This window comes from Flavonifractor hominis, from assembly GCF_040095835.1.
Taxonomy (GTDB): Bacteria; Bacillota; Clostridia; order Oscillospirales; family Oscillospiraceae; genus Flavonifractor; species Flavonifractor hominis.
In genome coordinates this window covers 29,611-43,486 of sequence record NZ_JBBMFT010000013.1, presented here as the reverse complement: position 1 = coordinate 43,486, position 13,876 = coordinate 29,611, and the positions used below count along the sequence as shown (strand labels likewise).

General features: G+C 47.4%; 18 protein-coding genes and 1 pseudogene. 6 read left to right on the top strand and 13 right to left on the bottom strand.

Annotation, left to right across the window (positions count from 1 at the left end):
- Positions 1–678 (top strand): S-layer homology domain-containing protein (locus WMO45_RS13025; RefSeq protein ID WP_349141301.1); only part of this gene is annotated, 678 nt, incomplete at its 5' end.
- A gap of 93 nt (positions 679–771) precedes the next feature.
- Here the strand turns inward: WMO45_RS13025 and WMO45_RS13020 are convergent.
- Both WMO45_RS13020 and WMO45_RS13015 read right to left on the bottom strand, forming a co-directional pair.
- Positions 772–1,494: a YoaK family protein gene (locus tag WMO45_RS13020; RefSeq protein WP_349141300.1), complete on the bottom strand. Its 723-nt coding sequence runs from the start codon at positions 1,492–1,494 to the stop codon at positions 772–774.
- Between the two features lie 421 nt (positions 1,495–1,915).
- Positions 1,916–2,086 carry a helix-turn-helix domain-containing protein gene (locus tag WMO45_RS13015; protein WP_349141303.1) on the bottom strand — a complete coding sequence of 57 codons (171 nt, stop codon included), beginning with the start codon at positions 2,084–2,086 and terminating at the stop codon, positions 1,916–1,918.
- Between the two features lie 80 nt (positions 2,087–2,166).
- Between WMO45_RS13015 and WMO45_RS13010 the strand changes: the two genes are divergently transcribed.
- Both WMO45_RS13010 and WMO45_RS13005 read left to right on the top strand, forming a co-directional pair.
- On the top strand, positions 2,167–3,165 hold the full coding sequence (locus WMO45_RS13010; RefSeq protein ID WP_349141299.1) for a hypothetical protein: 999 nt from the start codon (positions 2,167–2,169) through the stop codon (positions 3,163–3,165).
- A 495-nt stretch (positions 3,166–3,660) separates the two neighbouring features.
- Positions 3,661–4,872 carry a tyrosine-type recombinase/integrase gene (locus WMO45_RS13005; RefSeq protein WP_349141298.1) on the top strand — a complete coding sequence of 404 codons (1,212 nt, stop codon included), beginning with the start codon at positions 3,661–3,663 and terminating at the stop codon, positions 4,870–4,872.
- A gap of 71 nt (positions 4,873–4,943) precedes the next feature.
- On the opposite strand, the gene WMO45_RS13000 is transcribed toward WMO45_RS13005, so the two are convergent.
- Together WMO45_RS13000 and WMO45_RS12995 are read right to left on the bottom strand one after the other, a co-directional pair.
- Positions 4,944–5,951 carry a helix-turn-helix transcriptional regulator gene (locus WMO45_RS13000; RefSeq protein ID WP_349141297.1) on the bottom strand — a complete coding sequence of 336 codons (1,008 nt, stop codon included), beginning with the start codon at positions 5,949–5,951 and terminating at the stop codon, positions 4,944–4,946.
- Between the two features lie 84 nt (positions 5,952–6,035).
- Positions 6,036–6,236: a helix-turn-helix domain-containing protein gene (locus WMO45_RS12995; RefSeq protein WP_349141296.1), complete on the bottom strand. Its 201-nt coding sequence runs from the start codon at positions 6,234–6,236 to the stop codon at positions 6,036–6,038.
- Between the two features lie 153 nt (positions 6,237–6,389).
- Here WMO45_RS12995 and WMO45_RS12990 point away from each other — a divergent pair, with 153 nt between their 5' ends.
- Positions 6,390–6,947: an SHOCT domain-containing protein gene (locus tag WMO45_RS12990; RefSeq protein ID WP_349141295.1), complete on the top strand. Its 558-nt coding sequence runs from the start codon at positions 6,390–6,392 to the stop codon at positions 6,945–6,947.
- A gap of 34 nt (positions 6,948–6,981) precedes the next feature.
- Here WMO45_RS12990 and WMO45_RS12985 read toward each other — a convergent pair whose 3' ends face one another.
- The gene (locus WMO45_RS12985) at positions 6,982–7,569 is read right to left on the bottom strand and encodes a recombinase family protein (RefSeq protein ID WP_349141294.1); all 588 of its coding nucleotides are present in this window, start codon (positions 7,567–7,569) and stop codon (positions 6,982–6,984) included.
- 56 nt (positions 7,570–7,625) lie between these two features.
- Complete coding sequence (locus tag WMO45_RS12980) at positions 7,626–7,904, bottom strand: hypothetical protein (protein ID WP_349141292.1); 279 nt, start codon at positions 7,902–7,904, stop codon at positions 7,626–7,628.
- Positions 7,905–8,222: 318 nt separating this feature from the next.
- On the opposite strand from WMO45_RS12980, the gene WMO45_RS12975 reads away from it, so the two are divergent.
- Entirely contained in the window at positions 8,223–8,459 is a 237-nt protein-coding gene (locus WMO45_RS12975; protein WP_349141290.1) for a helix-turn-helix domain-containing protein, read from the top strand.
- A gap of 282 nt (positions 8,460–8,741) precedes the next feature.
- Here WMO45_RS12975 and WMO45_RS12970 read toward each other — a convergent pair whose 3' ends face one another.
- From WMO45_RS12970 to WMO45_RS12945, 6 genes and pseudogenes are all read right to left on the bottom strand, one after another.
- Entirely contained in the window at positions 8,742–8,879 is a 138-nt protein-coding gene (locus tag WMO45_RS12970; RefSeq protein ID WP_349141289.1) for a hypothetical protein, read from the bottom strand.
- Positions 8,876–9,067 (bottom strand): hypothetical protein, encoded by a 192-nt coding sequence (locus WMO45_RS12965; RefSeq protein WP_349141288.1) that lies wholly within the window; start codon positions 9,065–9,067, stop codon positions 8,876–8,878. Before WMO45_RS12965 ends, WMO45_RS12970 begins: the two co-directional genes overlap by 4 nt.
- A gap of 212 nt (positions 9,068–9,279) precedes the next feature.
- Positions 9,280–9,924 carry a hypothetical protein gene (locus WMO45_RS12960; protein WP_349141287.1) on the bottom strand — a complete coding sequence of 215 codons (645 nt, stop codon included), beginning with the start codon at positions 9,922–9,924 and terminating at the stop codon, positions 9,280–9,282.
- Between the two features lie 81 nt (positions 9,925–10,005).
- Entirely contained in the window at positions 10,006–10,503 is a 498-nt protein-coding gene (locus tag WMO45_RS12955; RefSeq protein ID WP_349141286.1) for a hypothetical protein, read from the bottom strand.
- 40 nt (positions 10,504–10,543) lie between these two features.
- Positions 10,544–10,930, bottom strand: coding sequence for a hypothetical protein (locus tag WMO45_RS12950; RefSeq protein WP_349141285.1), 387 nt, complete (start codon positions 10,928–10,930; stop codon positions 10,544–10,546).
- 457 nt (positions 10,931–11,387) lie between these two features.
- Positions 11,388–11,561 (bottom strand): annotated as a pseudogene (locus tag WMO45_RS12945) (ferritin family protein); the annotation flags it as partial.
- Between the two features lie 136 nt (positions 11,562–11,697).
- On the opposite strand from WMO45_RS12945, the gene WMO45_RS12940 reads away from it, so the two are divergent.
- Complete coding sequence (locus tag WMO45_RS12940; protein WP_349141284.1) at positions 11,698–12,909, top strand: tyrosine-type recombinase/integrase; 1,212 nt, start codon at positions 11,698–11,700, stop codon at positions 12,907–12,909.
- 70 nt (positions 12,910–12,979) lie between these two features.
- Here WMO45_RS12940 and WMO45_RS12935 read toward each other — a convergent pair whose 3' ends face one another.
- Positions 12,980–13,861: a DUF6414 family protein gene (locus WMO45_RS12935; protein ID WP_349141283.1), complete on the bottom strand. Its 882-nt coding sequence runs from the start codon at positions 13,859–13,861 to the stop codon at positions 12,980–12,982.
- Positions 13,862–13,876: the final 15 nt, after the last annotated feature.

The window sequence follows — 13,876 nt, the reverse complement described above, 5'->3', positions numbered from 1 at the left end:
GTGGTGGGCGAGGGCATGACCACCGTCACCGTCACTACGAGCGACGGCGGCTACACCGCCCAGTGCCTGGTGCAGGTTGGCTCCTACAACGACGGCAGCGACTCGGATAACGAGGACACCACGCCTCCCACCGAGACCGAGGAGCCCGGTGAGACCACCGAGCCCGGCGAGCCCGAGACGCCCGCCTTCTCCGACGTGCCCGCCACCCACTGGGCCAGCGAGGCTGTGGACTATGTGGTGAGCGAGGGCCTGTTCAACGGCACCTCCGACACCACCTTCTCCCCCGACGCCTCCATGACCCGCGCCATGTTCTTCACCGTCCTGGCCCGTCTGGACGGCGTGGACACCACCGGCGGGGCCACCTGGTATGAGAAGGCCATGGCCTGGGCGGTAGCCGAGGGCATCACTGACGGCACCAACCCCGAGGCCACCATCACCCGGGAGCAGCTGGCCGTCATGCTCTACCGCTACGCCGGCTCCCCCGCCACGGAGGGCAGCCTGAGCGGCTTTGCCGACGCCGCTTCCGTGTCCGCCTGGGCGCAGGACGCCATGGAGTGGGCCGTGGCCGAGGGCATCCTCACCGGCAAGAACGGCTCGACTCTGGATCCCCAGGGCACTGCCAGCCGCGCTGAGGTAGCCACCATGCTCATGCGCTTTACTCAGGGACAGGGCAAATAACGGCATCCAAAAAGAGCGGGCCCTCCCGGCCATGACCGGGAGGGCCCGCTCTTTTCCTCTGTGCGGATAACGTCCCCGCTTTGGGGCTCCCGCTTATACCCCCTTGGGCAGGGTCCCTTGCTTCAGATCCGCATGCAGGAGATCCATCAGGATAACAGTCAGCGGCACCAGTGCCACCCAGATCGCCCTTCCCTGGATGCGGCGGCACAGAACCGTGGAGAGCACGCCGCCCAGGGTAAAGACCGCCAGCATGCCCAAATGGCACAGGCAGCGCCGGACATACTGGTGTTCATGGGTCCGCAGCGCCATGCAGCAGGCGATGCCGGTCTGGCGCAGATGGTTGGTACAGAAGGTCGTGGCCATGGGCACCCCCTGGGCGGCCCGGAAGGTATTATACTGCATGGAGCACATGAAATTGATGGCCACCTGCGAGATCTGATAGGGGGCGCTCTCCGGCAGCAGACCCAGGAAGACCACCATCCCCATCTCCACCCCTACCAGGATGGTCTCCCAGCGGATGGGCATCCGCCAGCGCAGGGAGGTGCGGGCAGTCTCCGAGAGAAAAGCGCCCAGAAAATAGGCGCTCATGGGAATCAGATAGTACAGCGCCCTCCCCACATGGGCGTCGCCGACGGCCATGGCAAAGAGTACGAAATTGGCCGTCTGCGCGTTGCAGAACACACCGCCCCGAATGGTGTAGGTAAAGGCGCCGTAAAACCCGCCCACACACATCAAAATGGCATAGATCCACCATCGCTGACTCTCCAGATAGTCCTCCCCATCGGTATCTGCAGCCTGCCTGTGGAGCCGAAACATAACATCCCTCCGTCTGTGGGGCTCGGCCTGCCTCCCTCTCCCCGCGCCCCTTGCAACAACCCGCCACGGCAAAAAAATCCCCATGGACAAGTCCCATGGGGCCCCGATACTTTGTAGGAAATCCACCTTTACCAATTCTGCGCCAGAAAAATCTGAATCTTCTGAATCCACCGGGGCACGCCGGTGCATAAGGAAGGCATAGAAACGTCGGCGTTGGCTCGATTCATCCTGCCAGTCTGCCTTTGCCGCTTGTAATTTTCAAAGGCACTTGGAGCGGATAAATGCTCCGGCCACACCAGGACGATCGCAGCGGATGCGGGAGTTGGACGCACACAAGGCAAATGTTCTCAAAACACTATGCAGCCAGGATATTGTATTGACCACATAGGGCCGTTAAGCTTATTAAGCAGAATTATCTTCCTCAATGCAGCAAAAACGGGCGGGTTTCCCCGCCCTGCAATTCACTTTCATCGTCTCTGATATATTTCATAATATCACCCACTTCGCAGTCCAGAATACGGCAAAACACCTCGATGGTATGGGTGCTAACGCTCTCATTGCGCTTCAATCTTGTAATCTGCGCTGGACTGATATTGTATTTCTTATTGAATGTTAACCGAAAATTAGATTAACCAATATCGGTTAATATATTTACGGAGGAGGAAAAGAAACGTGAAAAAAATATGGTTCCTTGTTCTAACGGCGGCTCTCATATTGTCCTTGGCAGCTTGCGGCGGGGACACTACCAGTGATACCAACGTATCAGGCAGCAATGAAACGAATACGCCAAACAGCAGCGAAACACTCGGCAACGAGGCTGATAGCGGTAAAGAAGCAGAGGTTCCCAACAACGGAGAGTGGGACGAAATCCTTTGTTCCGGGGACGGCTATCACCTGGTAAAAAAAGAGGTTGATGCCTACGATGGCTACAAATTCACACTTGGCGTAGTGGATGATGAGGGCCAGTGGGTACAGGAAATGACCGATACCGGAACTTTTGTAGACGAAGTACGCTTCCGCGCCGAAGGCAGCAGTGAAACCCTGCGGGACAGTTCCTGCTACATGTATCTGGGAGAAGGCGTGTTTCTTGCTTCTCCAGGTGTGTCCGTATACACAAAGGACGAAGAATACCGGGTTGGTCCTTGGGAGAACAGCGTATCTTACAGCCCTACTGGACGGGCTGAGGTTGCAATCTGGGAATGCCTTCTTTGGAATGTAAAAACTAATATGCAGACAGAGATTGACGCATCCAAGATGTCCACATTCCAGGACGGATACTTGCTGTTCTGCGAAGAGGACGAGTCCGGCAGCGGTACACTCAGTGCCATGAATACGAACGGCGAAATCACCGAATTCACCTGTCAGTTCTTGCCCAATAAGCCCGGCCACAATTTCCCCGTCTATTCGGAGGGATTGTTCTATGCCTGTACTGACAAGGGGTCTCATCCCGGTTTTTTTGACATCTCGGGTAATATGGTCATTGATTTATCGTCGTATGATGTAGGTAGGATACCCTATTCCAATGAAATGGGAGTAAACGCCCCGTACTTTGAGAATGAGAAGGCTACTATTTTATTCGCCAACAATGCCGGGAGCGTGTTCCAGGCAACGATTGATAAAACAGGAGCTTTCGTGGGAGAACCCGAAAAAGTGGATGTTTCTGTTTATTAAGCACAAAAAGAGAGGACGGTACTGCTGATGTACCGTCCTCTCCCATTTTATATTCCATGTACTTGGGAAACTGGGTTTCAAACCAATCCCGCACAAACTTGTAGGGACTGGGCCGCTCCAGGGAACAGGTCTTGACCACCTCAAACTGAGCCAGTAGCTCGACCGAGTTGCACACTTCGGCAGCACAGACGCAAAAAGAGAGGGAATCGGTTTCCCGATTCCCTCTCAAAACGTGCTTGATTATCCAGTTTGGATTAGCCGAAGTAGCGCTTCAGCAGGCCCTCGAAAGCCTTGCCGTGGCGGGCCTCGTCGCGAGCCATCAGTCTCGCCGACGGGCAGGCCGCTTCGCGTCCTATGGGGGTGGCTTCGCATTTCACGGAGAAACGCAGAGTTTTCAAGGCTTTTTCTGCTGTTTTTCTTCCACACAGTTCTTTTCCCAAAAGTAAGTGATTTTAGAAAAGTGCCACTTCAAAATCCACTTTTGGGAGGCACATCATGGCAAAGCTGAATGACACGGGCGTTTACCAGCTGAAAGGTGGGAACTGGGCGTTCCGCTACACCATTACCGCTGACGGGAAAAAGAAGGATGTCCGCAAGGCAAAGGATGAATTCGGAAATCCTCTGCGCACAAAGACAGATGCAATCAGAGCCAGAAACAGAGCGACTGAGATGGAGCGGGCGGGCAAAACACCCACCCCCAAAGTCAGACGGACGGTCAAGGAAGTGTTCACGGAATTCTGTGAAACCGGCAGAACCGATAGAGCCTACCGAACAAAACAAAAGCAGGACAGTCTATGGGAAAACCATCTGAAAAATAGGTTTGGCAAGCGGTTTGTAGATGAAATTACCTCCGCAGAGATCAATGATTATCTCTCAGAACTCTATTATGTGGAAGGGTTTTCCTATCAATACACACAAGCTTTCTTGAAGATGTTCTATCTGATTTTCGGTCAGGCGTATTCCAGAAACTATCTGGATGTGGATATTTACAACAAACTTTGCGTAAACAAAGACACAAGAATCAAAATGCCGAAAATGAAAACAGAGGATGATACCGACATTGTGGCGTTCAGCCGAGAGGAACTATCCCGCTTGGATGATTATTTCAAAGGCACCAACGCAGAAACAGCCTACTTGCTGGGAAGGTATTGTGGACTGCGTATCAATGAAGCCTTTGGGCTAAAATGGGATAATGTCAATCTGGAGGTGGGAACCATCACTATTGACCGCCAGATGCAGTATCAGGATGGGTTAATCAAACTTGTCGCCCCTAAAACCCGCAATTCCAGAAGGACAATTTACCTTTGCCCCCACCTTCTGGAACATCTCAGAAAACGGGCAGAACAGAGGGAGAAAGATGCCGTGGAACTGGCTCCCCTTCGGAAGCAAAAACAGCGCTTCATTGATGACATTGACGGCAAGAAAATCTCTTCCACGGAACTGGTGAACTGTTTGCCTGATGGCACAATCCAGACAGTCAATTCCTTCAAATATCCTTCCCGTGAGATTAAAAGTAAGCTGGGCATCAACTTCAAATACCATTTTCTTCGACACACCTACGGAACCCTAATGGCAGAAATGAATACTCCTACCCACTTGCTTTGTAATCAAATGGGGCATGGCAATGTTCACACGACACAGCGATACTATATTGCCGTATCTAAGTCAGGAATTGAGATTTTGCAGAACAATCTAAATCAGCTGTGACCTGCTGGGAGCATCTTTGAACATCTTTTTACATCTGCGAACGAAAGGGAAGGTGACTGCACACCTTCCCTTCATCTTTCCACATCTTCATACATATCTGCGGTTGCTTTGATGAACTCCCGCATTTTATCTACTACGACGGCGGGTTCCAGTATTTTTACCCTCCGTCCAAAGGTGGAAATCCACGCAAAGAAGGTTGGACTGACTTCCACGGGAACGGTGATGGTGAAATGAGAATCGTCTAAAGGCATCATCATGACATCTTTGCCAAATTGGTCAATGACCACATCCGCCAGTTCATTGCGGAAGCGGATGTGGACATTGTATTCTTTCCCGCCATACATATCAAAAACCTTTGCCTTTTGGCCTGTGAGGTTCTTTTCGTGAAACGCCTCTTTTCCCTCTCTCTTTTCGGGGAGCGGGTAACTGATGCGCTCCATCCGATCTACACGGAAATAGCGAAACTTTTTGCCATCATAGGCGTAAAGATAATAGTTTCCGTTGTTCCAGTAGAGAGCATAAGGGCTGACTATCAGTTGATTGCCGTTTTTGGAATAGCTCTTGGGGGTGCTTTTGTCCGGTGAATAGTGGAAATAGCGGAACGCAATCTGACAATCCTCCGCAATGGCTTCATGGATGCGGTCGGCATCCTTCACCACGCTGTCATTCATACTGCGGACACGATCAGCCACATACGCCTGACGGTTGAGTGTGGCAAGGGTATCTTTTCCCGCAAGTCGCTTGATCTTACCCGTAATCTCACGGGCTTTTTCTTTTGTGATGAACTTGGAGGACTGCACGCCATCCACCAATAACCGCAATTCATGAGGTTCAAAGGGCGGGTTCAGAAGGCGGTAGCCCTTCTTGTGAACATCATATTCCAGTTGCAGGCCGAATTCGCTTTCCAAAATAGCAAAATCAGAATACAAAGTTTTCTTTTCTACTGGATAGCCCCGCTCGGTTAAATATTCTTCTATTTCTCTGCGGCTTACAATATGGTTTTTTCCCGCGTTGGCCTCCAAATACTGCTTTAGCAGTAAAAGGCGAATGCCAATATAATACTTTCCATAATTCGGCATATTACGCCCTCCCCCGCATTTTGCTTCATTATACTATGCTAGGAATGAAAAAAGCAACGGATGATCAAAGTGCCATCCATTGCCCTAATCTTCAATGTATTCTGCAATATCTTCCAATTTGCAATTTAGGATTTTGCATAGCTGGTTAATCGTATAGGTGCTGACATTGCCGTTTTTCCTCAGCCGATCCAACTGCCCACTGCTGATTTTATATTCTTTTATGAGTTTATATTGGGAAATTCCTCTCGTCCTCATTGTTTCCCAAAGCTTATCAAATACGATCATGCAGACACCCCCATGTCGTTATAACAATCGTATTATCAAGCCCTTGCATTGACAATTGCCCATAAACGGGCTATAATTTAGGCATCAATTTACTATATAATATTAGAAAATTGGTTGCCAGCAGCTTCAACCTAAAATGAAGGAGAAATTGTAATGAGAAAGAAAATAGCAAATGTTGTGGAGCTAATATTGCTCGTAGGTTCATTTATCATTTTAAACTTGGCGAATATTCAAGTAGTAAATCTTAGTGTCACAACTTCTACACCTGGACATATGAAGCCGTTCACTTTAATAGCTCATTACCCAATAGTTTATTATATTTTGCTATTTTTTTATGCTGTTTGTGCAGTTATGTGCATCATTTCTATTGTAACCAAAAGCGAGCACAAAGACGGAATAATGCATAGTATAGTCCCCATTCTTTGGTGTCTGGTCATTCATTACAGTGTCATCTCTCTTGGAAGTCAGGTTGGGAACTGGGCGATTATTGAAAGTAACTTCCCTATTGCAGCTTTCGAGGTTTGTGTTCTTGGCGTTGTAATCATTGGATTCGCAAAACGTTCTACTTTAATCGCGGGTTTTCCTAAGACCGTGGAAGTAAAACAGGAATTCACGAAGGCTGATGAATTAAAGAAATTCAAAGATTTATTAGATTCTGGCGCTATTACGCAGGAAGAATATGATGTAAAAAAGAAAGACCTGCTAAGCTAAGAAGGACAGGGAGCTAATTTGGCTCCCTGTCCTTCTACCTTTCCAAAAGGCCAAGATATTTATAGACTGTTGTTCTACTCAAATCACATACCCTTGCAAACTCAGATACATTCAGACTACCATTTTTGAACGCCGGATAATGCCGATAAAACGCGGCGGGAATGTCCTCTGCGGTGGCTTGCGGTCTGCCGATCTTGGCTCCCTTGGCTCTTGCATTTGCCATGCCGGAACGCACCCTTGCACGAATCATGGACAGTTCCAGTTCTGCAAAGATGCCGGACATTTGCAGAAAAGCCTTTGTCATTGGGTCGAGTTCACCGGAACGGCAGTCGATGGTGATACTCCCCAAAATCTCCAATCTCAGCTTTTGCTTCTGGATGCGGTCAATAATCTCACAGAGTTGCTTTGTCGAGCGGGACAGGCGGGAGACCTCCGTGGTGATGATTGTATCCCCTGGCGTGGCCCGCTCCAGGAGCAAGGCAAGCTGTTTTTTATCGTCAGCGTCACCGTGTTCATATTCCACAAAAAAGCTCTCTGCGCCCGCTGTTTTCAGCTCCCGCACCTGGCGGTCAATGTCCTGTTTGCTCTCGCTGGTGGAGCATCTGGCGTATCCGTATTTCATGTTCTATCCCTTCCCCGTCCCGCGGGCTTTGAGCTGCCCGCAGGACGGTTTTTGATTTAGCAAGAGACTGTGAAGCGGCGGCTGGAAACCGGCTTTGTAAAGTCTTTGTAGAGGTCCGCATACAGCCGTTTGAAGGTGGTGCTGTCAAAGCGGTTGGAAATCACGCTGGTGTAGCGGATGATATAATTTCCGGCAGTCAGTTCTTCGGTGTCGCGCTCTTCCATCTCTGCTTTAATTGCAGAACGGATGGCATCGGCCTTGGCTTTCGCCTTGGCAGCAAGGTCATCGTAGTTGTTCATGGTCTCAATCATGGAAATCAGTTCGTGCTTGCTCATAGTTCATTTCTCCTTTTGGATTTGATTTTTTGGCAAGTGGTGGTTGGCGTTAAGCATCTAGCGTTCTTCTCAGTGCGTCCCAATCTCCCTTATCCAGTTCCACTCTTGTCTTGCGTTCTTGGTTCGGCTTTCGCTTACTTCGTCCGCCTTGACTTGCCTTTGGGAATCTCTCTTAACCGTCTTCATTATAGCACGAATATTCGTGCAAATCCATTGGCAAATTGCACGAATAATAGTGCTATTTTCTGTGCGGAATTGCACTTGATTTCGTGCAGTCCTTGCGCTATAATGTGGACAATGGAAAAGGAGGCGAATTTTGTGCCGCTGTGCTACAAGATTGATATTTTGGCAGCGTTGAAGGAAAAGGGCTACAATACGAATCGAATCCGCACAGAAGGATTGCTTAGTCAATCCACACTCCAGAAATTCAGAAACAAGCAAGGAATTTCATGGGAAAACCTTGAAACTCTCTGCGCCCTTTTGGACTGCCAGCCGGGAGATTTGATTGAGTTTGTGAAAGAAGATGTTCAAGAAAAGGGGGAAATACTTCCCTGAACAGAAATCCCCTGTTTTTCGTCTGATTACCCCTTCGGTTTTACTGATCGGAAGTGTAGTTGAAAACAAATGGTTGATTGAACAGGGGGTATATTTCGGGATAAAATTTTTTCAAAACAACCTTACGGTTTTGGGGTGGGCAACGCTCTCTTGTAGAGGTATTTTCAATTCAGCTGACGGTTTTGTGGGCTGTGATTGGCAGAAGCAAGACTGACCCGCCAGACGGCATATAACGAAAAAAGGCGGGAACCGTTCAGTTTTGGAACGGTTCCCGCCTCTACATTATTTCCAGTCTTTTAAAATATCATCTAGTGCCACATCTAGTGCGGTCTTTAAGCCTTTTTCCATTGCTCGAAAAACTTCGGCCTCTAAAATAGATTGTTGCTTTTTCTTCTTTTTCTTTCTCTCCGCCTCTGTCATTTCTTTACCCTCACTTCACTACCGATTTTGATTTCAGCAAAATTATAGTTTATGCTCTGCTCGTTTGCTAAGCTCTGCATCATAGAGCGCCGATGGGCGAAAAGGATTTCTTCAGGGGTAACGCCATCCAAATACATCCCGTGGTAATATTCTGGAACTTTTCTCATTTGATACTCATATAAAGTCATCTGGGATTCCTCCTAAAAATTGTATTAAAAAAGCCTGTGGGAACCACAGGCTTTTGGGAGAGGGAAAACTTGTTTTCCCTCTCTTCTCTGTTATATTTGAAAAAATAACCTGATAATTTGACCTATCTCATCCAATACCGCTTAAAAGCAAAATTAAGTCATGCATTTAACAACAATTATAATATAGTTACTGTTAAATGCATGACTTAAAACTAATCCCCCATCTCATTTTCAATGCTTTGGACGATAAGCCCCATCATATATTCAATTTTATCATTGTAGATGCCGTTAATATCAGGGATGGCTTGCTTTCGTGCCACTCCGCCATAGTTCACCCGCATATCCCAAATGGCATCGGATGACGGGGATCCACCATTGACACTTTCCCAATATTCACGCCATGCCTGATTGTATTCTGCTCGTTCCGCTCTTCGTTGAGTCTGCCTGTTCGCAAAGTAGTAGACAAAGTTTGTCGTATTTCGATTGATAAGTCCTTTGGCATCCAATTTGCCGATATAGGTAGCTATTGTCTGGCGGGTAACGGGGTTACCTTCTTTCTTCATACGATACTCTTTGACTTCATCGGGCATCGCCATAAACTCTTCATCATTGAAGTAATAGTAATAGAAGTTGCGGACTTTGTGGAAGTCTGTCCCACCATCAAAATCCAGTTCGGTAATGCAAAAGATTTTAAAAGGGTCTTTAATGGCGGTGATGGTATAGGTGGCTCGGTTTCCTCTGCCTGACTTCTCAAAAGTTATGCCGTAGCGCTCCATTTTACGTTCAAGGCCTTGTGTGTTCCTCGTGCCGAACAATGCCGATAACTCTGCCTTTTGGTATGTTTTCAATTCCAACATAAAGTATTCCTTTCATTTTTAAGTCATCCTATCAACACTAACTAAAATATTTTACTGTTAAATGCATGACTTATTATCGAGTTAGGATGCCTTTCTTGCCCTTTCCTCTGCGTCCTTTTCGGCATCCTCCTTAGTCTCTTGAATGATGGTGTTGAAATCCACCGTTTTCACATCGTTGTAGAAGTAGAACATGGGGTTCTTGCGAAACTCGGGGAACTGTGCCACAAACCAACGGCGGACGGCAGTATAACGGGAGGTAAGGGGGAGACTTCCGCAGTATTTGATGAAAGTGTAAGCCTCGATGAACTTCTGGTTGTTGGGCAGACCGTTGATGAAGTTTTCCATATTCTCATAGGAGAGGTTTTTGAACTGATTACAGTGGAACTTCTCGCCTGTTGCCTTAGAAGTATAGGTGCGCGGGGTGGCGTGGGTCTTACGGATGACAGTCAGCCCCGGGATGTCCTTCATCAACCGCATATAGGTTTCATAATCCTTGCCCTCACCCGTGGCAACGGCTTCTTCAAAAGCCTTGGTAATAGTCAGAGTCTTGGTGGCCAGAGAAAGAGTGTAGTTTTTCATAGTAGAAATTTCCTTTCTATTATTTGTCTTTTGGACTGGATTAGGCAGTGATCTCAGCCAGCACTGCCTCTTCAATTGCATCGTTGATAGCTTCCATCTTGATACCTTCAAAGACGTTCAGGAACCACTTGCGAACCAGAGGGAACTTGCCCATTTCGGCGGCTTTCAAATACTGCTTCTGGAGATCGGTAGCGTTCGGTTGAATGGAGATAAACTTTTCGATAATGGCCTTGTTCAGCCCCTTGTAGGTTTCCTTACCCACGGCCACCTTGATTTCCTTCTCGGCAATCTGGAAGGTGGGGTTCTGCTTCATCAGCTTCATCAAAGCCTTGTATTCGGCGGAGTTGGGGACGCCGGCCTTTTTCAGAGTGGTCTTGGAAGCAGTGATGGTGTTGTTCGCAAAATCGACAGTAAACAGGTTCTTCATAGTAAATCCTTTCTGATGCTTTTGGCATCCTGCGTATTTCTTAGGTCGCCACCATTATTTTGTTTTGTGAGGTCTTGTTTCATCTCTCACTTTCTGACTGTATTATAATATCTAACCTATCCAATATAATGGGATAGGTTTAAAAGAATATGGCCTCGCTTTAAATTCTTTTTCCTTTTGGAATTGAAGCAAGATGCGTGATGATGTATAGGCGTGTTGAAAGACAAAAAAACACGTTCAAAGATGTTCAATAAAGTCCCAACATCTTGTTTCCTGAACATCTGAGCGCGTATAATACCAATATCCACTTTTCTAATATCCACTTTTGGCAGTCTGGGAGGAAGCAGGAGGCAGTTGTATCCACCCTTTTATCCACTCTATCCGGAGCGGGAGCAAAAAAGAGAGGGAACCGGTTTCCCGATTCCCTCTCAAAAAGTGCTTGATTATCCGGTTTGGATTAGCCGAAGTAACGAGCCAGCAGGCCGGCGAAAGCCTTGCCATGTCGGGCCTCGTCGCGAGCCATCTCGTGGACGGTGTCGTGGATGGCGTCCAGGTTGTGCTCCTTGGCCAGCTTAGCCAGCTCGAACTTGCCGGCGGTAGCGCCGTTCTCGGCGTCCACACGCATCTCCAGGTAGCCAAACGGCTGCGCCGTTCGGCGCCGGGAACTCTCTCACTCACACAAAACTAGTTGCACATGTGCAACTTTTCACATGCTGGAATACACCAGAACTTGCACCCCAAATTGCACACTTTGGGAGGCAAGAACTATGGGAACCGAAAACAGCGCAAGTGTATTCCAGCTTGGGAGCGGCATGTGGGCATTTCGTTATACCTACACGCAAAGCGGCAAGAGAGTATCGAAACAGGTCAGCAAGGACGAAAACGGCAACCCATTCAAAAGTCGGCGGGCGGCGACCAGAGCGCGTCAAGTCGCCATTGACAACGCCCAGAATTCCCGCAAGCCCAAACCTACGGTGCGGAAAACCATTCAAGAGGTCTATCAGGAATACTGTGCCACGGGCCGTAGTGACCGGGCCTACAACACCATCCGCAAGCAGGACAGCTTGTGGAAGAACCACCTTTCCGCTCGGTTTGGCAGCCGCTTTGTTGATGAGGTCAGCGCGGCGGAGGTGGTGGACTATCTGACGGAGCTGTATTGCGGGCGGGGCCTCTCCTATCGCTATGTGGAGAGCTTTTTAAAGCAATTCTATTTGCTTTTTGGTCAGGCATATTCCCGGAACTACCTGGATGTAGATTCCTACAACAAGCTCTGTATCAACAAGGATACCAAAATTCACATGCCCAAACTGAAAACAGATGATGATTTGGATATTGTGGCGTTCAGCCAGGAAGAGCTTATTGTGTTGGATGATTATTTCCACGGAACCAATGCGGAAACGGCGTACTTGCTGGGGCGGTATTGCGGTCTACGTATCAATGAGTGTTACGGCCTCAAATGGTCGAATGTCGATGTGGTCAACGGAACTATCTTGATTGACCGGCAAATGCAATACCAGAACGGCCTTATCAAGCTGGTGCCACTAAAAACCCGCAACGCCAAACGCACCATCTACATGTGCGATAAATTGAAAGTGTATTTTCAAAAGCTGGCAGCGCGGCGGGAACGGGATATGCTGCAATACGCCGCCCTGCGAGAACAGAATCAGCGTATCATAGAGGACTTGGGCGGAAAGAAGATTTCTTCCACGGAGCTTGTGAACTGTCTGCCCGACGGAAAAATTCAGACGGTGAACTCCATGAAATACCCCTCACGGGAACTCAAAAGCAAGTATCACATCATGTTCAAATATCACTACTTGCGGCATACATACGGAACCATGATGGCGGAAATGAATACCCCTGCTCACCTTCTCTGTAATCAGATGGGGCATGGAAATATCCAGGTCACGCAGCGGTACTACATTGCCCTTTCTAGAACGGGCATTGATATTCTACGGGATAATCTAAACCGGCTATAATCAACAACTTTCGAAAAGAACAGGGTCAAAAGTGACAACTTCTGGCCTTGTTTTAATATTTCTGGAGAAATTAATAGTATAAAGCTATGGGATGTACAATATATATTTTTTTCTTGTTATGAAACATACTTAACATGATTTTATTAATAGCGTCGTAGAGGGGCGCAAAATCGTTATCCGGTGTCACACTTTCGCTTTCTATAACAATGTTTGTGACATACCCTAAAGCTGAAATACACCCGCCATATTTAAATGCAACTATGTTGGGGTCGTCCCTAAAGTTTTCATCATCTAATGGGATAAGCATATTATCGGTCATTACAAATCTATTATATGGTAAAGTATTGCGAATTGCTTCAATCGTTTTTGCCATTTCTTTTCTTTCTGGTTCAGCGCTTTTTATTTTATTTTCCAATTCTTTAATTTGGGCTTTAATTGGTGCTGGAATTTGGGTGCCCTTCGGTACACTTTGTCTTAATTCAGTTAATAGATCGTCTATCTGTTTTTTACTTTGGTCATTTGCCAACTTTACTGCACCATTCTCAGCAAAAAGGGCCTGAAAATAATTAAAGTCCAGAAATGTTGGAACCTCATTAATTAATATATAGTCTCCGATTTTTGGGTCTTCATTTTTTATCATATCGTTACCAATAATATATTCATACACTTTTTCAAAAGCATAATCATGTAGTGCTTTTTCTTGGATATTCCTTATCATCTTTGTTGTAATTTCTGTATCCGCATCCGAAGCCTGAATATCTCCTTGGACAGAAGCTCCTATACCGAGAACTTTTGCACTCAAATCGCCAGTTATATCAGAACGCATTTCAGCAGTTGATGATAATGATGTTGTCTCTTCTTTGCCGGAATCTTTTTTTATTAATAGTCCTTGTTCTATTTGCGCCAATAAGGAATTCACAGAGTCCTGATTATAATATAAAAATCTTTTCATCCTAAGGTTACTCCC

Excerpts from the sequence above, each read along its gene's own strand:
- WMO45_RS13020 (WP_349141300.1), bottom strand. The coding sequence starts at position 1,494 with ATGTTTCGGCTCCACAGGCAGGCTGCAGATACCGATGGGGAGGACTAT.
- WMO45_RS13005 (WP_349141298.1), top strand. The coding sequence starts at position 3,661 with ATGGCAAAGCTGAATGACACGGGCGTTTACCAGCTGAAAGGTGGGAAC.
- WMO45_RS13000 (WP_349141297.1), bottom strand. The coding sequence starts at position 5,951 with ATGCCGAATTATGGAAAGTATTATATTGGCATTCGCCTTTTACTGCTA.
- WMO45_RS12995 (WP_349141296.1), bottom strand. The coding sequence starts at position 6,236 with ATGATCGTATTTGATAAGCTTTGGGAAACAATGAGGACGAGAGGAATT.
- WMO45_RS12990 (WP_349141295.1), top strand. The coding sequence starts at position 6,390 with ATGAGAAAGAAAATAGCAAATGTTGTGGAGCTAATATTGCTCGTAGGT.
- WMO45_RS12985 (WP_349141294.1), bottom strand. The coding sequence starts at position 7,569 with ATGAAATACGGATACGCCAGATGCTCCACCAGCGAGAGCAAACAGGAC.
- WMO45_RS12980 (WP_349141292.1), bottom strand. The coding sequence starts at position 7,904 with ATGAGCAAGCACGAACTGATTTCCATGATTGAGACCATGAACAACTAC.
- WMO45_RS12970 (WP_349141289.1), bottom strand. The coding sequence starts at position 8,879 with ATGACAGAGGCGGAGAGAAAGAAAAAGAAGAAAAAGCAACAATCTATT.
- WMO45_RS12965 (WP_349141288.1), bottom strand. The coding sequence starts at position 9,067 with ATGACTTTATATGAGTATCAAATGAGAAAAGTTCCAGAATATTACCAC.
- WMO45_RS12960 (WP_349141287.1), bottom strand. The coding sequence starts at position 9,924 with ATGTTGGAATTGAAAACATACCAAAAGGCAGAGTTATCGGCATTGTTC.
- WMO45_RS12955 (WP_349141286.1), bottom strand. The coding sequence starts at position 10,503 with ATGAAAAACTACACTCTTTCTCTGGCCACCAAGACTCTGACTATTACC.
- WMO45_RS12950 (WP_349141285.1), bottom strand. The coding sequence starts at position 10,930 with ATGAAGAACCTGTTTACTGTCGATTTTGCGAACAACACCATCACTGCT.
- WMO45_RS12940 (WP_349141284.1), top strand. The coding sequence starts at position 11,698 with ATGGGAACCGAAAACAGCGCAAGTGTATTCCAGCTTGGGAGCGGCATG.
- WMO45_RS12935 (WP_349141283.1), bottom strand. The coding sequence starts at position 13,861 with ATGAAAAGATTTTTATATTATAATCAGGACTCTGTGAATTCCTTATTG.